8 protein-coding genes are annotated in these 20,985 nt (G+C 58.9%); all 8 read right to left on the bottom strand.

Annotation, left to right across the window (positions count from 1 at the left end; all coding sequences use genetic code 11):
- Positions 1 to 274: 274 nt before the first annotated feature.
- The 8 genes from PMI36_RS13705 to PMI36_RS13735 are packed head-to-tail and all read right to left on the bottom strand — an operon-like array spanning position 275 to position 20,921.
- A complete protein-coding gene (locus PMI36_RS13705) occupies positions 275 to 1,102 on the bottom strand; it encodes an outer membrane lipoprotein-sorting protein (protein ID WP_008072403.1) in 828 nt (275 codons plus the stop codon).
- 25 nt (positions 1,103 to 1,127) lie between these two features.
- The gene (locus tag PMI36_RS31460) at positions 1,128 to 1,802 is read right to left on the bottom strand and encodes a hypothetical protein (RefSeq protein ID WP_008072402.1); all 675 of its coding nucleotides are present in this window, start codon (positions 1,800 to 1,802) and stop codon (positions 1,128 to 1,130) included.
- Positions 1,803 to 1,806: 4 nt separating this feature from the next.
- The gene (locus tag PMI36_RS13715; protein WP_008072401.1) at positions 1,807 to 2,583 is read right to left on the bottom strand and encodes a thioesterase II family protein; all 777 of its coding nucleotides are present in this window, start codon (positions 2,581 to 2,583) and stop codon (positions 1,807 to 1,809) included.
- A 46-nt stretch (positions 2,584 to 2,629) separates the two neighbouring features.
- Entirely contained in the window at positions 2,630 to 5,170 is a 2,541-nt protein-coding gene (locus PMI36_RS13720; protein ID WP_008072400.1) for an efflux RND transporter permease subunit, read from the bottom strand.
- A 51-nt stretch (positions 5,171 to 5,221) separates the two neighbouring features.
- Positions 5,222 to 6,907, bottom strand: coding sequence for an FAD-dependent monooxygenase (locus PMI36_RS13725; RefSeq protein ID WP_008072399.1), 1,686 nt, complete (start codon positions 6,905 to 6,907; stop codon positions 5,222 to 5,224).
- Positions 6,908 to 6,922: 15 nt separating this feature from the next.
- Complete coding sequence (locus tag PMI36_RS13730; protein WP_008072398.1) at positions 6,923 to 7,549, bottom strand: HAD family hydrolase; 627 nt, start codon at positions 7,547 to 7,549, stop codon at positions 6,923 to 6,925.
- A gap of 30 nt (positions 7,550 to 7,579) precedes the next feature.
- Entirely contained in the window at positions 7,580 to 10,870 is a 3,291-nt protein-coding gene (locus tag PMI36_RS30085; RefSeq protein ID WP_008072397.1) for a beta-ketoacyl synthase N-terminal-like domain-containing protein, read from the bottom strand.
- 34 nt (positions 10,871 to 10,904) lie between these two features.
- A complete protein-coding gene (locus PMI36_RS13735; protein ID WP_008072396.1) occupies positions 10,905 to 20,921 on the bottom strand; it encodes a type I polyketide synthase in 10,017 nt (3,338 codons plus the stop codon).
- Between the last annotated feature and the right edge of the window lie 64 nt (positions 20,922 to 20,985).

Raw genomic sequence — 20,985 nt, 5'->3', positions numbered from 1 at the left:
AACCACTGGCTCTGGGTGGAATTCTCGTGGCTTTTTTGTAATCCAACGCCAGCTTTAGCGCTTTATGGCACGGTCTTTAGTAGCACGTTGCCGACTATTCTTGGCACTTTGAGTACCCACGCCGCTCTTCGCTTACGGGGCTTCGACAGATTGTTTATCAGTTTTACTTGTTAGGCCGACGGAGCCTTTCACAGTCATGCGGCATATTTTGAAAGCACTGCACGATACCCACCGGATCGACCCGGCGGATACTTTTCGGTTTTGGAAAGGGCTGTTACAGCCCGATTTCCATAAAGCGGCGAGTAAATATCTTGGCGTCTATGGGTTGGTCCAGTACCTGCTCGAAGCGAACTTGTGTGCTGTGCCCTGTCTCCAGGTTTTTCATCGAAAACAGGTTAGGGCGCCATTCGGTGGTGCCCGCCGTCGCAGGAAACTCACGGATGTCAGAGCTGGTTCGTATTTTGAATAGCTGCCCGCTTTTATTGAAATATTGCTCCTGGATTGCGGTGTAGTACTGCTGTTCGACCCAGATAATCCTTTTGCCGTATAAACCCTGCTCCATTTGTTTTTTAGTCGTCGGCGTCGCTTCAACGACCCAGCATTTACGCTCGACGCCACTGTTGTCCTTGATCGTTTCTTCACGCAGGATTTTGTAGCTGTGGTGTTTGACACCGACCACGCCATCGGTAATCGACATGTCCTCGTAAGTGAAGTCCGTGCCGACAAAGCTTTGGGTCTGATCCGCCCCGGCGATCCGCCGAACTTTGCGCAGCGCCGGCAGATAGATCCAGCGATCCGGGTCTTCTTCAGCGTTGGATTTTTCCAGTGCCAGTACGCGCGTGCCTTTCACATCTTTCGGTTCCACGAACTCCAGATAGGATTTGCGCGCCGCTTTATCACCATCGTCAATTCGCAGTTTTAATGTTCGCTCGCGCACATTGCCCTGCGCATCCGTCATCGTAATAAAGACATCGCTGGTCTCCGAGAGGCTTTTACGGGAGTCTTCGTTGAGCAGCATAATCTGCTCGCCGGTGTAGCTCTGGGCGTAGGCAGAAGGGATTACCGCACTGAAAATGAGCGCTATGAGGTTAAGCTTTTTCATTGAAATACAATTCCATTTGGCGAAGTTAAAGGGTTTGGAAAAGCGCCTGGCGAGGCGCTTTCTGAGGGATTTCATTTGACTCGATCGGATGGTTGCCACGTACCTGGCCGTTAACGGCATTAATCAAGGCGGCGGCGACGCAGGTTGCCGATACGGGGCGGTATTTTTTTAACGCGCCAACGAACGCCCAGCCCAGGAAGCGGGAGGCGTGGCGACTGAGGCGTTGAAAAGGGCGGCGGTCATCCTTGCTTCCGTAAATCATGGAAGGGCGGATGAAACAAACGGTTTCAAAGCCCAACCCGGACAGTTCGGTTTCCGCTTGAGCCTTTACCTGAAAGTAGTCATTGGACGAGTTCAGGTTCGCCCCCAGGCTGGAGACATAGCCGATGCGGCTCGCGCCGTGCAGTTGGGCATGCCGGGCAAGTAATACCGGGTACTGGCAATCCACCTTGAGAAAAAGCGCCTTGTCACGGCTCGATTGTCCAAGTGCGAAATAAATGTCGTCGCATTTACCCCAATCGCCAGACCGTTGAATATCGTCAAAATCAATGACCGCTTCACGATACTGTTCATGGCGCAATGATGTGGCGGTACGGACAATCCCCAATACGCTGGAATAACGAGCGTCCTGACATATCAGGGCAACACATTCGCTGCCCACTTGTCCGCTCGCACCCACGACCCATGCGGTTCGTTTCATTGTCTTAAGCGTCCTGTCCGGGTGAAAGAATGGGCGACAGCCTGTCGGTCCCTTCCACAACACGAGCCAATAGTTCGATGATGTTTGGTTCCTGTTCCAGGATGAAGAAATGCCCGCCCTGGCAGGTGTGCAGCGCAAAATCCTGATTCGTGTGTTCCGACCACCGCTGCATCTGCGCAGGTGTCGCGAGGGCATCCTTGTCGCCCGCAAGCGCCACCAGCCGGGAGTTGACGCGGGTGAAGGCGTGCCTTTGTGCATCAACGTTCAGGCGCAGGTCGTCCCGGATAATCGGTAAATACATCTCCATCGCTTCACTGTCGGCCGCCAGTTGGGGAGGCAAGCAACCCAGGGAGATCAGGAAGTCGATCAGTTCCCGGTTCGACGATTCCGGATCAATGTCGGTGAGACGGGTTTCGTCCGGCACCGTGCGCGCGGAGATCACGACCGTTTTTGCGCAACGGTCATGGCGTTGCTCCAGCGCCTGAGCCACCGCGAACCCCAATGCACCGCCCAGGCTATGACCGAAGATCGAAAACTCACCTTTTATGTGGTTGTTGATCTCGTCTGCCAGTTGAGCCGTCAACGTCGAAAAGTCAGTAACACGCGCTTCCCGATGACGCCCTTCGCGACCAGGCAACTGGACTGCCAACAATTGAGTGGGTGAGTCGAGCAGCTTCGCCCAACGACGATAGAAGCTAGGGCCGCACCCGGCGGGTCCAAAACACAAGAGCACGGGGGCGCCCTGGCGATGCTCGGTGAAAGGTACGAATGTCCGGCTCATTGAAACAGTCCTTGAAATAAGTGACGCTGCAGGCATCGCGCAGTGACTAATGGGCGATCGGTTCCAGCGTCCCGGTCGCTTGTTCTACGGGGACGAAAGTGACGGCGACTCGCAGCGTTGCCGGTATCAGAATGAGTGTAAAAATCGCGCAGGCGACCATCGATGCGGCGGTCAGCAAACCCAGATTCACAATGGCCGCGTAGTTCGAAAGGCAGAGAATGGCAAAGCCGCACGCCAATGAAAGCGAGTTGATGATGATCGGCCGGGCAACCGAGTTGACCGTTTTGCCCAACACTTCGTTATGGTTCGTGCCCGGTACTTTCGAGTAGGTCTTGTAAACGCTCAGGAAGTGGATGGTGTAATCGACCCCCACGCCAAAGCAGATGCCACAGATCATGGCGGTGCCGATATCCAACGAGATATCCAGGACCTGCATGAGTGCGCCGATAAAGGCCAGCGTAAAGATGAGCGGCACCATGCTGACCATGCCGAATTTCAGCGAGCGGAATATCGCGATCATCATCGAGGCAATCAGGATGAAAGAGAAAACGAAGCTATAAACCTGGCTTTTAACGATCTCCGGAATGTTGCTTGCTTGCAGCTCCCCCGTACCGAATACCTCGACGGTCACGCCTTCAGGCACCACCGTGGCGGCATAACTGCGTATGTCATCAATGATGGCTTCCCACGTTGTCCCTCGGTCGGTGTAAGCCATGCCGATAATGCGGGCACTGCTGTAGGTGTAGTCGACCACATCTTTTATCTCGCTGCCGTTGCCAAACTCATAAAGCAGGAAGTATTGAGAGATCAGCTCTTGCGAGGCATCGGCCGGTAGACGGAAGTTTGAATCGTCGGACATCAGCTCATTGATGCGATTCAAGTAGTCAACAGGCGAAATGGTGTAGCCAATTTGCTCATGACGCTTGAGCCGTTGCTCGATCAGGCGCAGCGCATTGATAAAGTCGGGTTGTTTGACCCGGTCCTGGGTGTCTGACTTGAGCCAGATGGAGACCGGTACGGTTCCGCCGAAGTATTTGTTAAGCACGTCGTTGTCTTGTCGCACAGCGGTGGACTTTGAAAATGACGATATGTTTTCGTTGTCGACCCTGACCTGAAGACTCAGGTACGTGGCCCCCACCAAAATAAGCAGGCTCACGCTCAGCAACCGCCAGGGATTGTTGCGTGACAGACGATTCGCCGCGTGACTGAAGCGGTCGACGAACAGCATGAATCCATTGTCGTTGCTTTGCTGGATTTGCTGTTTTGGCAACTTCAGGTAAGGGAGAAGGGCGGGCAGCAAGGTAATGGTAATCACAAAGGCGAATGCAACACCGATGGCGACGAAAATGCCGAACTCGCGGATGAACGTCAGGTTGGTGAACGCCATCGCAATAAAGCCGACAAATGTGGTGAACGACCAGATGAGCATTGGGCCAAGCAGGTAATGCGCCGTGTTTCTTATGGCCGTCTCGGCATCGCTTTCGACCACGCGTTCGTAATAGGCGCTGATGAAGTGGATGGAATCGGCGACCGCGATTGAGATGATGAAAACCGGAATCATGTTGGTGATGATGTTCAGTTTGAACCCAGTCAGGCTCACCAGGCCCATGGTCCAGATCAACGACAGGATGGCGATCAGCAACGGAATCCATACGCCCTGCCAGCGGCGGAAACTGATGTACAGCAACAATGAAATAACCAGCACGACGAAGGGCAGGAACTTGTTGTTGTCCTTCTCGACGATGTCGGTGATGGCCGCGTAGTAGGTGGCCGTGCCGCCAATGTGGAATGAGTCTTCGGAAGGGATTTCATTGACCTGTCTTAACACCTCGGTGTAAGCGCGCTGCAGGTTCCGGGAGTCTTCCTCATCCACGGCCAGCTCGATCTGAATCATCGAGGCCTTGCCTTGGGGGGAGATCAAGGAGTTGCTGAACATCTCGTTGCCAAAGACTTCCTCCGACAGGTTGTTCAGCGCCTGGGTGTCTGACGGTACGTCGGTCATCAGGTCGTGAACGTCGAGTGCGTCGCCATCGAGTTCGATGTTTTCCACATCGGCCAGGCTTCTGACTTTAACGACAGGCGCTGCACGTACGGTGAGGTCCGCGACGTAGTCTTTAACGTTCTGCGGGCAATCAGCGAGCGTTGCCAGGTAAGACGACAAGGCCTTCAGCGTGTTTTTGTCGAGTGCGTCGATACCTCCGGCCAGTATTTGCTCAACCATGCCCTTGCTTTGGGCATCGAGCGCCGCCGACTGGAGTCGCTCGTTATCGTCTTCGTCAATCAGCGTCAGTTTGGCGAACTGTTGTGTCAGCGTTTTGATCGATGCCAGCGACGCGGGATTGAAGATGGAATCTTCCTGGGTAACGACGCCGACCAGAATTTGCTCGCCGGAGCCGCTGAAATGCTGGCGCGCTTCGGCCATCAGCACACGACCCTTGAAGTCCTTGCCGAGCAGAAACAGTGACGGGTTGACTTGCAGCGATAACAACTGCAAGCAGAAAAATATCGTTGTCAGGGCCAGGACCCCAAGGGTGGCCTTCTTGTGCCTCAATATGAAACTGGCGTAGCGCTGAGAAAAGGACGTCACTGAACTGTTCCTTGTTTTTGATAAAAATTTTTCAGGTGAATAGGGCGCGGATCAGCCGGTGACCGGCAATGCCGTCGGCACGCTGTATAAGCGTTTCGCTGCGGTGAACGCCGGGTAGAAACGCTCGAAGTAACTGTTCAGTTGTGCACCTTGCTCAAGGTCACACCGTAGCGCCAGATACCCGTCCGGCCTGACCAGGAACAGACCTCCGTTCTTGACACCCAGTTGCTCGCGCAATACATCCGTCATGTCATATCGAGCCTCGAAACCAGCGCTGATCGTTGAGTCTGTCGAGGCAGGGATGCGTATCAGGTAGGCCCGCAAGAAGTTGGCCGGCCAACGAGCAGCGCTCAGGGCGTGGGCGATTTGTTGACAGTGAGCTTCGCTGTCCGGTGTGTTGTCCTCGAAGACAAACAACGAATAGTGGATGCCTTTGAGCAGTTCGAAGAGACGCCGGGCATCACCGTTTTGTTCGAGCACCGTGCCGTCGGGCATCCGCTGGCCGGTGAGCGGCCCCTGTTCGACTGTTTGCCGGGCCTGGGGCGCGAGTAACGTTGTCGCGTAATCGATTTGAAAACCCGTGACCTGTTTCATGATCCTGTTCTGGAAGCGACGGGTCGTCGCGAGCGTCGGCACCAGGGCATCGCGCAACAAACGCAGCAACGGATGTTTCATGTTCAGCATGTGCATTTGTTGTTGGGTGTTTTTCAGCACGGTTTGCGCCACGGGCCTTCTTTCTGCCTGATAGCTGTCAAGCAGCGTCTGGCTGGCGTCGTGATTGAGCACATGGGCGATTTTCCAGGACAGGTTATAGGCGTCCTGCAATCCGGTGTTGAGCCCCTGGCCACCAATGGGGCTGTGGACATGACAGGCGTCCCCGGCCAGAAAAAACCGGCCAACCCGATACTGCTCCGCCAGGCGATGTTGAAAAGTCGTGACCGACAGCCACACCGGATCACTGAGAGTGATGTCTTCGAAGCCTCGCTCATGCAGCCGGGCGTTGACCCGCTCGATGTTCAGGTCCGCGGTCGTCAACGTGCTGTCTTCGCAATCGATGACGACTCTGTGTTTGCCGCCAGGGAGCGGGAACAACATCATGTAACCATCACCTGAAGTGAACACATGACCGCTGCTGTTCTCGCCTTTCCACGACAACGTGCCGTCGGCAATGATGTAGGGCCGCTTGTAGGGTGCGCCGTCGAAGGCAATCCCCGATGCTTTGCGCACGTGACTAAACCCGCCATCGCAGCCAGCCACCAAGGTGCATTCCAGAGATTGCCGGTTGCCGCGCTCGTCATTAAGGGTCGCGTGGGCCGCGTGTTCGTTCTGGATGAGGCTGTGCAATTCGATCCCGCGTTCGATGCGGCCGCCTGACTCCAGATAGCGGGTTTCCAGTATTTCTTCGACGCAGTTTTGTGGAATGCTGGCCGTGAACGGGTAGGGCACATCCAGTTGCCCGAGGTTGTAGGTGATCAGCCGCTTGCGATTGCTGTAGATGTTCATTTGCTCGACCCGAACAGCTCGGGCGAGCAGTTGCTCCAGCAAACCCAAGTCCTCAAGCACTTCCATTGAGCGAGAATGAATGGCGAATGCCTTGGAAAAGGTCTGGCGTTGCGGGCGCTTGTCGATCAGCCTGTGGGGGATGCCGAAGCGTTGCAGTTGTAGACCCAGCAGCAATCCGACCGGGCCGGCACCGACAATAAGAACGGGGGTAGTGCCTTTCGCTTGGTGGCTCATTTCAGACCTCCCTGGTCACTGAGTGCAGTGTTCAAAAGACCGGTAGTAGGGGTACTCGGCGATATCCAGCAGATTGCGGTCGCCCTCGCTATCGCCATAGGCGTGAATCACGTAGTCGCGCGGGTTTCCGATGATTTGCTGGACCCGGATGACTTTCTCTTCCGCCTGACAGTGCGGCCCATCCAGTTCGCCGGTCAGCCGACCATTGCGTTCCTTGAAGCGCGAACCGCTGACGGCGTCGAAACCCGCGGCTTTGCCCCAGGGTTCCAGGTAGACATCGGCCGAGTTGCTGATCAGCAGGCAACGGTGCCCTTGAGCTTGGTGCCACTTGAGCCGTGCAAGAGCTTCGGGCTTCAGCCAGTCGGGAATGTCCTGCTGGGCGAACAGCACGCCCAGGGTGCGGTATTTTTCGACACTGATACCGGTCATGCAGCGACGGATCATGACTTCACGAGCAGCCATCAATGGAATGACCTTTAGCGCCAACAGGATCGCCGTGGGAATCAGGCTGATGGCGACGAGGGTGAAACGCGGACGGCCGATCAGCCGTCGCAAAAAGCGCCAGAAGGTATGGCGGTCGGTGAGCGTGCGGTCAAAGTCAAAGACGGCGATGACCGGTTTATCGTTAGGTTGAGTAGGCACAGGTGATCCTTGCTGTCATGGATTGACGCGTTAAATGGTGGCTTCCAGGGAACGGGCCGTTTGATAGTCCGCGGGCTGGAGAATGAGCCCGCGACCTTCAACGGTGCCCAGGGCCCTGCCGTTCTGCACGATGTGGCAGCGGCTGTGGCTGCGATGCAGGTGGCCATCCTTGAACATCAGGTCGATGTATTCGGCGATCAGAAACACTGGGCTGTCGTGCTCGGCAAAGGAGTCGAACTGAATGTGCATGTCGTCCAGGACGAACGGGAAGTCGTGAGGCACGCCCTGGAACAAGTGTGTGCAGGCAATCCCGAATTGACGCACGGCTTCAATCAGGTACAAGCCGGGAATATGGTCCTGTGCGTGCTCATAGAAGAACGGGTGGGTCTGGTCGTGAAACAGTTCTGCGGCGTACCAGCCCGTGTCTTCAATGGCGGCGATAGCGCCCAGCAACACATTGCGTTCGCTGGACTTGTGGACATGCCTTTTGTTCATTCGACCAACGTTGTCCACGTTCCCGGAGGCGTTCCACTGCGTCAGCCAGGCCATGGCGAAATCCCGGCCGCTCAGGGCGTCTGGCGTTGCCAGGCTCGGCTGGGTTTTGCCGACGGCGGTGTGGACGAAGTCCAGCAGTTCGCCAAGCTGGCCGGTATGAAGCAGGTCGAGCGGGATCTTGCCGAGGGTGGGGTAGGCCTTCTCGACGCGGGTACGCAGTTCCGCCAGCATCAATGAGTCGAAACCCACGTCGTCGATCAACAAGCTTTCGTCAGAGAGGCTGTAGTCTTCCAGCTTGGCCAGTTGTCGAATCAGGTACTTCACGTACTCCCGAGCGCTCATGCTGGAAGGGTCGGCAAGCACCAGGTTCGCCACAGGTTGGACGTTGGCGTTGGACTGCTCGTCATTCAACGCGTTCAGCCGTTCGAGCCAATAACGACGGCCCTGGAAGGCATAGGTGGGCAGTGGCATTTTTTTGCGTTGCGGGCGGTTGTCCCACGCCGCGGCAATGAGCGGCGTTCCAGCTTCATACAAGGTGACAAGGGTCGCGCCGATATCGGCCCAGACATCGGCCCCGGACTTCGCGGGTATCTGCACCGATGTGATATTGACGTGACGTGTCAGGTATCCGTCGATGAAGCTGGCGTCCCCCATGGCAATGATGACGTTGACGGCATCCGCCTGTAGCGCCTGGTCTAGCCCCTCCGGATCCATATTCAGCTGCAGCGGTTGATGGCGATCGGACTTGTTCCGGTAGAGGTAGGCGAGGGCTTTGTCCTGAGCGCCCAGGCCGGCAATCGCCAGGATCGTCTGCTCCAGCGAGAGCGCGCCGACTAGGGCGGCGGCCACCGGGTGCGCAGGACCGTACGCGATAATCCAGCGGGGCAAGACGCCCAGTGCGCGCCACATCATGGCGAACCCATAGAGCAGCGCGCCGTCGATCAGGTCCTGGTCCTGTTCATTCGCTGCCGCGTTCCACAAGGCTGCGGAAACGTCGCGGCCAAGGGTTTGTGTGGCAGTGTCCAGGTACTCGGTCGATGCTTTTTGAAACAGCAGGCTGGCTTCCAGTAGCGGGCGCAACCGGGCTCTGCTCTGGGGATCGAGCTTGCCCATGACGAAACCGATTTGCGGGCCTCGAGGGTCATGCCGGGTCACGAGACGTTCAGCGGTCAGCGATTGATGCAGCGCTTGAATCAGGTCACGGCGGCTTTTGCCACTGACGGCGATTCGTTGCTCGAACTGACGGCGGCCAGTGTTCTGCGAGAAGCAAATATCGGCCAATGCCTGCTCGTCGCTGCTTTCGAGAAAATCAATCAGCCTGGGGATGTACGCTTTAAGCGCCGACTGTTCGCGGGCACTGATGAACAACAGTTGCTGCGGGTGTTCAACGCCGGGCTCACGGTGAGTCGCAGGGGTGTAGGACTCCAGGATGATGTGGGCGTTGGTGCCACTGAAACCGAACGAGCTGACCGCCGCCAGACGCGACGCTGGTACGCCGGCTGCTGGCGCCGGCGTGCTGAAGGCCGGCCAGGCTCTTGGGTCCGTGCATATTTCGATGTTCTCGACGTTGAGATCGACAAACGGATTGGGGGTGTCGAAGTGCAACTGAGCAGGGATCTTGCCGTGCTGCAGCGCTTTGGCGACCTTGATGATGCCGGCAACACCCGCCGCGGATTCACAATGGCCGATGTTGGTTTTGACGGAGCCCACCAGCAACGGCGCGGCACGGCCTGTTGCCCGTCCGTAGACCGCGCCCAGCGTTTGCAGCTCAATCGGGTCACCGAGCTTGGTCCCGGTACCGTGGGCTTCGACATAACTGACGTCTTTGGCGTTGACGCGGGCATTGTCCAGGGCGCTGCGAATGACCCTGACCTGCGAAGGGCCGTTCGGCGCCATGATGCCTTGGCTCAGACCATCCTGGTTGACCGCCGAGCCGCGGATCAGCGCATAAATATGGTCACCGTCGGCCACCGCCCGGGACAGGCGTTTAAGCACCAGCACACCACAGCCTTCGGCGCGGACGTAGCCATTGGCCGATGCATCGAAGGCCTTACACAGCCCCTCGGGCGAATGCATCATGGCCTGGGATTGGGCGATCGAGGTGGTCGGTGCGAGCATGACGTTGCAACCGCCGGCCAGGGCAAAGTCGCACTCGTTCTGGCGCAGGCTCTGGCAGGCCAGGTGCACGGTGACCAGCGACGACGAACAGGCCGTATTGAGCGTGACGCAAGGGCCCTTGAAATCGAAGGTATACGACACTCTTCCCGAATGGACGCTTTCATGATTACCGGCGTTCATGTGCGCCGCGATTTCATCCAGGTTCAGGTGGCGGACCAGCAGGTCGGAATGGTCCTTGTTCATTATTCCGGTAAAAACGCCGGCATTTGAACCGCGCACTTTATCCGGGGCCATGCTGGCGTTTTCCAGCGCCTGCCATGTCACCTCCAACAGCAGTCGTTGCTGCGGGTCCATGCATTCGGCTTCGCGGGGTGTAATGCCGAACAGCTCGGCGTCGAAGCGCAGGACGTCATCGAGCAGGCCGGCATTGGGCGAATAGGTTTTCCCGGGCACCGGGCTTTGCGGGTCGAAATAGCGCGCCTGGTTCCAGCGCTGGTCTGTCAGTGGCGAGACACTGTTCACGCCCGCGCACAGGTTGCTCCAGAACTGCTCGACACCGTCGTCGGCGCCAGGGTATCGGCACCCGATCCCAACAATGGCAATGGGCTCGTGCTGGCGGTTCTCAAGTTCTTTGATGTCACTGTTGAGCCGCTGGATTTTTCTTAGCGCGTTTTCCATGAGCGCGCGGCTATCGTTTTGTTGCGTCATGCTTGCATTCCCTTTCGCGTGCGGTTGTGTCGGCTCAAAGTGCTTCATCCGCCAGGAGGGCAGAGAGTTCGTCGTCGCTCAAATTGCTGAAGTTGTCGGGTGCTTCGGCGGGTGCCGAGGGGGGCGACAGGTGTGCGAAGTCTTCTGCGTTTGCCGCAGTCGACGGATACAGTTGATCGATAATGAAGGTGCTCATAGCGCGAACGGTCGGGTAGTCGAACAGCAGCGTGGCGGGTAACTTGCGGCCGACGATGCTGGCCAGTTTGTTGCGCAACTCCAGCGCCATCAGCGAGTCCAGGCCTTCAGATTGCAGCGGCTCGCTGACGTCCAGCAACTGGCGTTCGTTGAGTGCCATGATGTCTCTGGCCACCCTGAGCACGAACTGCTCGATGTAGGTCTGGCGCTCCATCGGGGCGAGTTGATCGCAGTCACTGCGCAACGTGCCCAGGTCCGTCAGGTATTCGGCGCTCGCGGCGGTTTTTCTGATGAGATTGGACAGTAACGAGCGTTGCGCACGCTCGCTGACCGAACCGTGAATCCGGGTCCAGTCGATATTGATCACGGTAGGGTTAGGTTGCTCGGTGCGGGCCAGGCTCAATAACAGCTCAAGGGCCGTTTGAGGCGGCAGCAAATCCACTCCCGGTGCGCGTTGGAAGTTCGCCGCGCGTCCGGTGGTGTTGGCCATGCCTTGTCCGTCCCAAGGGCCCCAGTTGACGCTCAGCCCGGATAAGCCCATGGCGCGCCGGGAAACGGCCAGTTCATCAAGGAAAGCGTTGGCGGCGGCATAGTTGCCCTGACCCGGTGAACCGAACACGGTCGCCGCCGAGGAGAACAGCACAAACCAGCTCAGTTGGCGCTCCCGGGTGGCTTGGTGCAGCCACCAGGCGCCATTGGCTTTCGCCGCGAGCGGGGCCTGGAAGTCTTGCCAGGACTGGGAACCGAGCAAGCCGTCCCGCAAGATCCCCGCGCAATGAAAAACGCCATCGAGCGTTGGCTGCGTGAGGTCGATTTCATTGAGCAGGTCAGTCAGCTGCGCACGTACCGTGATATCGCAGGGCTTGATCAGTACTGATGCGCCCACGGCGTTCCAGCGTGCAAGGTAGGGGTCGAGCTTTTCCGTATTGACGGTTCGGGCTACGAGTACCAGGTGTCGAGCGCCTCGTTCTATAAGCAAATCCGCCAGACTCAGCCCGATCGCGCCCAACCCGCCGGTGATCAGGTAGCTCCGGTCCTGACGAAACACTGGGGGCGTCTTGTCGACCGGATCGCAGTCCATCGGCGCCAACCGGGCGATCTGGCGTGAACCGTTGACGTAGCGGATGTCGCCTTCATCGTCATCCAATTCGAGCTCGGCAAACAGGGTGTCGACGCAGGCTGACGGATCATTCGCGGCAACGGCGACTTGCTTGATGCGCGACTGGGGATGTTCTTCACCCATGACTTTGGCCAGTCCGCGCAGCATTGCCCAGACAGGAGCCTCATTCCTTGATGCGTAATCGTCCGGCATGGCAAAGGTCCAGTCCGGTTCGACGCCTTTGACGAGGCAGTACTGTTGAAGGGCGAGCACCGGCAGTAAAAGATCGCGTTGCTGCGTCTCCAGATCGTGATCGTCAGCCGCCGGCGTATCGAGGCCCTGGAGGTCGATCACCTGCTGAATCGAGTGTTCCTCGGTCAATGGATCGATCAGCGCAGCGAGGCCGTCCGGCAAATGCGCGATGTCGTAGCGAGCATACGAAGCGAGGTCGCTGTCGAGATCAGTGCCCAGGCACAGGCAACGAATGCCAATGCTGTGCAAACGTTGTTGCAGGCGTGCGGCATGGCCACTTCTGTCAGCCAGGATGACCCAGAGTTGGTCGGCGTCAAGGGCCGTCAAGCGCCGATGGTCGGTGGGTGTAGAGCAGGGTATCCAGTCGATCTGATAGGTCAGCGCCTGTTTGCGCTTGAGCGAGTCGATCAGCACGGATTTGGGCGCACGCTTGCTGCGCAACGCTTCGACCGTCACCACGCGCTCGCCGTGTTCGTCGTAGACCGAGATCCGATGGCTGTACGCTTCAAGTTCGGCAGCGCTGGCGTCGATCGGTGCCGGAGACAAGCATTCGACATGACACCACAGTGGGCCCTTGACCTGTTTGAGTACGCGCATTGCGTCGACGGCAAACGGGATGTAAATCGTGTCGCGTCCGGACAGGCTGAATTGCGCTTCGTAGGAAGCCGCCGCAGTGGTCTGGAAGAACGCGTCCATCAAACCGGGTGCGACGATGTAATCGCTTTCACCGGTCTCGGGCTTACGCAAGCGCGAAAGCGCTTCTCCCGGGCGCCGCCACACGTGCTCTACCCAACGGAAGCCGCCATTGAGCTCATAACCGGCCTGGGACATTTCGCGATAGAACGTCGGGCCGTCCAACTGCTGGTGCAGTGCCTGGCTCAGGTGTTGCGGGTCTATCGTTTGCTCGCCGACGGGTTGCTGGTTCGTCTGCGGGTTCAGGGTGCAGGCGAAGTTCTGCTGCCATGGGCCTTTATCACCTTCCGTCCGGCTGTACCCGGCGACGGCCACACACGCGTCCTGCTGTTGCGAGACGATGTACTGGAAGTGCTTGGTTTCGTCCGGTTCGAACACCATCGCACCGGGGAAGGTGATGTCGCTCAGCTCGTAGCCGAGCGCGATGTTCAGGTTCTCGGCAATCAGGGCCGTCATGGCCAGGTGGGTGGCACCGGCGATGACAATGGTCCCGTAGAGTTGGTGATCGGTAATCGGGAACGGCATGTCGGCGCCGAAGCGGGTTTGGTAGATCACATCGCCGGTGGCGCTGATGGTTTTCTCTCCCAGCTTCGGCAGCTCGGCGCGCTGCGCCACGGAGTGGGGCTGACGGGAAGGGAATAGCTGTGGGCCGTTCTGTAGTGGCCAGAAGTGACGCCGTTGAAAGGCGTAGGTCGGCAGAGTGACCCGTTGATAGGTGCGGGTGGGCACAAACAACGCTGACCAGACAGGTGTTATTTGGCGGCTGTAAAGCTCACCGAGGGACGTGAGCATTTGCGATTGATCGTCGGTTTTCGCCTTGAGGGAAGACAGCCAGCAGATTGGCGCATCCGACACACAGCGCCTGGCCATGCCGATCAATTGCGTGGCCGGCCCGATTTCCAGCCCGACCTGCGGCGCCAGCGCTGCCAGCGTGGTCAGCGCCGCATCGAACAGCACGGGGGCTTGCACGTGTTGAACCCAATAATCTGCGCAGGCGCATTCGTCGCCTAGGACCGTCCCGGTGACCGTCGACACAAAGGTCATGGACGCAGGCTTGAAGCGGATGCCTTGCGCCACACTGCGAAATGCCTCCAGCATCGGTGCCATCAAGGGCGAATGGAAACCGTGAGAGACCCGCAGTGACTGTGCGTCAATCCCGCGTTCGGCGCACAACTCGATCAACTGCGCCATCGCTTCAGAGCAGCCCGAAACCACGGTGTTGGTCGGGCCGTTATGGGCTGCGATCGACAGTTTGTGCGTGACATCGCCAAGAGTGTCCAGCAGTGCCTGAGTGCCGGGGCAATCGGCATAGACCACCAGCATCGAGCCTTTTTCACAGTGCTCGACCATCAACCGTGCGCGGGCACAGATGAGCCTGGTTGCTTCCTCGAGGGTCATTACGCCGCACAGACAGGCGGCGGCGTATTCACCAACGCTGTGCCCCAGGACGTAGTCAGGCATGACACCCCAGGCCATCCACTGTTTGCCCAAGGCATATTGCAGGGCGAAAAGCGCCGGTTGCGTGTAGTACGTGTCGTTCAACTGTTCGGCACTGTTGGCCCACAGCACATCCAGGATCGAACCCGCCAGATAAGGACGCATAAGCTGCTCACACTGATCCAGAACCTGTTTGAACACCGGGGCCTGCAGATAGAGCGCGCGTCCCATGCCCAGGTACTGACTGCCCTGGCCTGTGAACAGAAAGGCGACGGTGGCCGGGCTGTTACTGTTGGGCCGCGGTGTGTCGTCCGCTGGCAGCTGCAACTGCTGGCACAGCTGCTGCGCTGTGGTGGCGACGAACGCCTGACGGACCTCGAAATGCGAGCGAGTGGTACTGGCGCTATGGCACAGGCTGGCCAGATCGGGCTCATTACTCTGAAGCTGTTCGATGTACTTGTGCTTCAGTTCAGTCAACGAAGCCATGTTTCGCGCAGACAGCGGGAGCAGATAAGCCCCGCCTGCGTCGTCGGGGACGGCATGGGTGGGTGAGTCGGGGCCTGCGGCCAGCAACAAGTGAGCGTTGGTCCCGCTGAAACCGAACGAACTGACGGCGCCGATGGGCTTGCCATCCGTCGACGGCCACGGACGCAGTTGATCGGCGACAATGACGCTGGGGGTTTCACCCAGGACATTTGAGCTGAAGTGCCGATTGAGGTTTTTCAGGTGCAGGTTGCGGGTGATGGTGCGGTGTTGCAGCATCAACGACAGCTTGATCAGGCTGGCGACGCCGGCCGCGGCCTCGGTGTGACCGATGTTGGTTTTGACCGACCCTACGTAGAGGGGGGGGTGGGTGCCACGTTCGCCGTAGACCGCCTCGATGGAGCGCATTTCTATCGGGTCGCCCAGCGGTGTGCCGGTGCCATGCGCCTCAAGGTATTGCACACGATGGGGTTCGACCCCGGCGCGAGTGAGCGCCGCACGCATGACGCGCTCCTGGGCCGGGCCGTTTGGCGCGGTCAAGCCTTGGCTGCGTCCATCCTGATTGATGCTACTGCCCTTGATCACCCCCAGTACGTTGTCGCCATCACGCAAGGCATCGTTCAGCGGTTTGAGCAGAACCAGACCACAGCCTTCGGAGCGCACATAACCGTCCGCACTTTGGTCGAATGTCTTGCAACGACCATCAGGCGACAACATATGCGCCTTGGACAGGGCCACGTTCGTGTGCGGCGACAGGGTCAGGTTCACGCCCCCGGCCAACGCCACCGAACACTCGCCACTGCGCAGGCTCTGACAGGCCAGTGCCACACTGACCAAGCTTGACGAACAGGCAGTATCAATGGCGATGGCCGGGCCTTCCCAGCCCAGGAAATAGGCGAGGCGACCGGCATTGACACTGATCGAGTTCCCGGTAGCGAAATAGGCACTGGTCTCGGGCCCGCCCTGCGCATTGAGGACGTGGCTGTATTCATTGGGACCGCAACCGACAAAGATCCCGCCTTTCTCTACCGCCGAGGGTGTTACACCGGCGTGTTCCAGCGCCTCCCAACCGACTTCCAGCAACAGCCGTTGCTGCGGATCCATGCTGATAGCTTCTTGCGCGCTGATGTTGAAGAAGCTGTTATCAAAGCCGCTGACATCATCGAGCAAACCGCCCCAGCGGCTGTACATTTTTCCGGGCGCATCCGGGTCTGCATCAAAGTACTCATCGCTGTTCCAGCGTGCATTGCCGACTTCACCAATGGCATCGACACCCTCGACCAGCATCGCCCAAAAAGACGCGCTGTGATTCACACCACCCGGGTAGCGACAACCGATGCCGATGATCGCGATGTCCTGTTCGACGGAGGACGCGGTCGCCGGGATCGCGTCGCTCATCGCGGCGACGGAGGCGTGGTCCTTGAGCAGCGATACCAGGTAGGCGCCGAGTTGAGCAAGGCTCGGGTAGTCGAACAACAGACTGACGGGCAGGATTTCACCGGTCATTTTCGACAGCCGATTACGCAACTGCACCGCCATCAGCGAATCCAGGCCCATTTCTATCAGCGGCGAGTCGGCGCTGTAGTCACCTTTGACTTCGGTGCCCGAGACTTCGGCGATGCTGTCACGCAGCAAGCGTTCTATGGCTTTTTCCGGCGCCAGCGGGCGCATTCTTTCGACGTAGGCACGCAGGGGGGAGATGATGGTTTCTGCGTCCTGTGCCAACGCCGCCGACAACACCTGTTGGCCATAGAGCCTCATCAGCGCCGGGCTGGCGGGGTTGTGCCGCAGGGCTTCCAGAGCCTTGGGTTGCAGGTCGAGCACCACCGGAGTGGGCGAGGCACCCGAGAGCAGGCTGAAGAACGACTCAAGTCCTTCGACGGGGTCGAGAAGCGCCAGGCCCTGGGCGTGCAGCGCCGCGGAGGTGACGGCGTCTGCACTCGCCATGCCGGACCCGGCCCACGGACCCCAAGCGTAGCTGGTGGCGGTCAGACCTTGAGCGTTGCGGAAGATCGCCAACTCATCAAGGAAGCTGTTGCCCGCGCAGTAAATCCCTTGGCCGTAATTGCCGAATACCGCCGAGGCGGAAGAGAAGAGGGCGAAGAAATCCAGATTCAGCTGGGCAGTCAGTTCATGCAAGTGCCAGCCACCCAGCACTTTCGGCGAAACGACGGGTTCAGACGCCCCGGGTGCCAGGCTGTCGAGCCGGCAGTCGCTGAGCGCACCGGCGGCATGCACGACGCCGGCCAGGGGCAGCAGCGACTGGTCGCACTCGGTGATGAGGTCGCGCAGGGCATCGATGTCGTTGACATCCAGCGACAAGATCCTGATGTCACAACCGTGTTCCCGCAGACTGGTGATGAGGGTTTGTTGCCGCTCATCCAGGGTGGTACGCCGTGAGATCAACAGCAACTGACCGGCACCCTTGTGGGCCAGGGCCTGGGCGATCATCAACCCGAGTGCGCCGAGGCCACCAGTGATCAGATAGCTACGGTCGGCCTTGATTGCGATCGGCACTGACTGCCCGGCGCAAACCGCGTTCTCCAGTCGGCATTCGTAGGCATTGTCCCGTTCGAGGTGCACTTCGAACGGCACTCCGGTTGTAACAGGGGCCGCGAGCCAATCGAGCAGGCGTTGGGCGTCTTCGGCCAACGAACCGGATGACGACAAGTCGAGTTGGGCAAATTGCAGGTGGCTGTATTCCTGCGCGAGTGTCTTGGTCAGTCCGACACCACCGCTGTGAATGAGTCGTGAGGTCGGGCCCTGGTTGTAATGGGCGACGACAAAACGCGCCCCGGGCACCAGGCATTCTGCCGCGCAGATCCGGGTGCTGAGCGAGACGAAGCGCTCGATGTGCGCCATGGCGGCCCGGGCAACGTCAGCACTGGTAGGGGTCGCGACATATAGGACACCGTCAAACGAGAGGCCGGTTTCGTGCAGGCTCGCATCCAGTTCAGCGGGGAGCACTTTAGTGAAGGCGGTGTCCTGAACGGCGGCCAGAAAGTCGGCCGACTCACTGATCAGCAACCAGCGACCGATCAACGGTTGTGGGTGCCCGCGGAAACTGCCGGTGTCGTGCCATTGCCGGTAGAGACTCAGGCGCTGATTCGAGTGCAGGCGCGTCGCAGGGCGTTTCTTGCTCTTGAGCGGTGGTTTTGCTCCGCCGCCGATCCAGTAGGGTTGTTCATCGAGTACCTCGAACGGCAGCGCGAGCTTGCGTGCAACGACGTTGTTGGCGGGAATGCGCGAGAGCACACCTTGCACGTAGAGTCGGGCCAGATTGTTGCGCAGCACCCGGTTGTCTTCGTGCCCCTTGCGCAGAGAATACAGCGTTGCACGTGCATCGCCTGGCGGCAGGCTGCGGCTGGCCAAATCCACCAGGGTCGCGCTCGGTCCGATTTCCAGCAGCAAATGGTCGTGTTCGTGAAGCAACGCTTGCAGGGCGGCGTGAAACTCCACCGGCGCGGCCACCTGATTGACCCAGTAGGCGGCTTCGCACACCTCGTTTTCGACACGCCGGCCCAGGACGGTGGAGTAGAACGACACGGTGGGAGCGCTGTAGCGGATCTGCTCGGCATAACGACGAAACGCTTCGAGCATGGGCTGCATGAGCGCCGAGTGGAATGCCCGGGAGACCGACAAAGCGGTGTTACGGATGCCTTGTTGATCGAGACTGGCTTTGAGCTGCGCAACCACCGAGGCGTCACCGGAAATGACCACGTCATTGAGGGTGTTCTGGGCCGCCAGCGAAACCTGGCCGGCAAACGGCGCGAGCATCAGCTCCACAGCCTGCCGCTCGGCGTGCACCGCCAGCATGTCACCGGGCGACGTCAGTGCGGTCATCAGCTGACCTCGCTTGATGATCAGCTGCAGGCCGTCTTCAAGGGAGAAAACACCGGCGGCACAGGCTGCGGCGTACTCGCCCAGACTATGGCCGATCACCGCGGCGGGTTTGACGTCGATGCTTGCCCAGAGTCGGGTCAGCGCGTACTGAAGGCAGAAGATCGCGGGTTGGGTGTAATCGGTCTGGCTCAGTTCTGTCGTGCGACTGCCCCACAGAATGTCTTTAATACTGTGGCCGACCTCGGCGATGTAGAGCGTGTCGCACTGATCGAGGGCTGCCCGGAAGACAGTCTGGGTGGCGTAAAGACGTTCTCCCATCCCGGCGTACTGGGCTCCTTGACCCGAGAACAGCATGGCAACGGCCGGGCGGCGCAGCGGGGTGATGCCATGGTGAACATGCTCGGATAATTCTCCCGCGGCAAATTGCGCAAGTAGTTCACGTGCATGGTCTGCTGTTTCGGCTACCACCGCGAGCTGGTGTTTTCCGGACTGACGATAGGCGTTGCTGCTATTGCAGACATCAGCAAAAGGCAGCGGGCTCTCAAGCAGGAACTCGCTCCATCGGCGACTCGTTTGCTTCACGGTTTCAGCCGTGGAGGCGGCAAAGGTGAGTACGCCCGAGGCGGGATCCGCTTCGCCGGTATCGGTGTTTTCCTCGGCCGATGACAGGATCATGTGGACATTGGTGCCGCTTAACCCGAATGCACTGACACCGGCGTAATTGAGCTCGTCGGTTTGTGGCCAGGCACGACTTTGCGTGGGAACCACGAGCGTGTTATCGCCCCAATTGATATGGGGGTTGGGCTTGGAAAAGTGCAGGTGGGGCACAATTAGATTGTGCTTGAGCGAGAGCGTCAACTTGATCAGCGCGGCGATGCCGGCGGCCGATTCCAGATGGCCGATGTTGGTCTTGACCGAACCGATGACCAGTGGAATATCGGACAGGTCTCGGCGCAAGGCGCGCGACAGGGCGTTGGCTTCAATCGGGTCGCCCAGCGGGGTACCCGTGCCATGGGTTTCGACATAGTGAATACGGGCGGCGCTGACTCGGGCGTCTTTCAGCGCCCGTTCGATCACTTCTTGCTGCATGCGACCATTGGGGGCCGTCAGTCCATTGCTGGCGCCGTCATGGTTAACGGCCGAACCGCGGATGACCGCGTAGATATGGTCGCCGTCCTTGCGAGCTTGCGTCAGCGTCTTCAATACGACGACACCGCAACCCTCGCCACGCACGTAGCCGTCGGCCTCTGCATCGAAAGTGCGACACAGGCCATGATGGGACAAGGCTTGCATCCGGGATAAGCCGATGCTGTTTTCCGGCGCCAGGATCAGGTTGACCCCTCCGGCCAGGGCCATTGTCGACTCGCCGGAACGCAGGCTGTTGCAGGCCAGATGCACGGAGAGCAGCGACGAGGAGCAGGAAGTGTCCAGGGCAAGTGTCGGACCATGGAAGCCAAACAGGTAGGAGACACGACCCGCCGCGACACTAGGCGCATTCCCCAGGCACGCATAAGCATCTATGTTTTCGGGGGCTTTCTGATCGATGGCCAGGCGTGCGTAATCACTGGTGCTCATCCCGAAAAACACACCGGTCTTGCTGCCTTTCAACGCGTCCAGATTCTGGTTGGCGTTACGCAGTGCTTCCCAGCAGACCATGAGCAACAGGCGCTGTTGAGGATCCATCAGATTGGCTTCATGGGCGGGAAGCTTGAACAGTTGCGCGTCGAAATGATCGACACGGTCAATCAGCCCGGCATGCTGGCTATAGATTTTGCCGGCAATGTCGGCGTCCGGATGGTAATAGTCTTCGGCCGACCAACGTTCATCCGTGATATTGCGAACGGCGCAGTTACCCGCTTCGAGCAATTTCCAGAATGCGTCGGGCGTGTTCGCTCCGCCGGGGAACCGGCAACCGATCCCGACAATGGCGACAGGCTCGTTGATGCCAGATTGCAGATGTTGGACTTTCTGCCTGAGATTGAGGATTTCGGAGACAGAGTTTTCCAGAAGCTCCTTGATTCCCGAAGTTGTAGTGTCTGTCGATTTCATTGTTTTAATCTCAAGAAGTTAGCCGTCACCCGCAAAAGGGCGAGTAAAAAAGTGCTGCAAATTG

Source organism: Pseudomonas sp. GM79, assembly GCF_000282495.1.
In the GTDB taxonomy this organism is placed as follows: domain Bacteria; phylum Pseudomonadota; class Gammaproteobacteria; order Pseudomonadales; family Pseudomonadaceae; genus Aquipseudomonas.
This window is presented reverse-complemented; position numbering and strand designations above follow the sequence as displayed.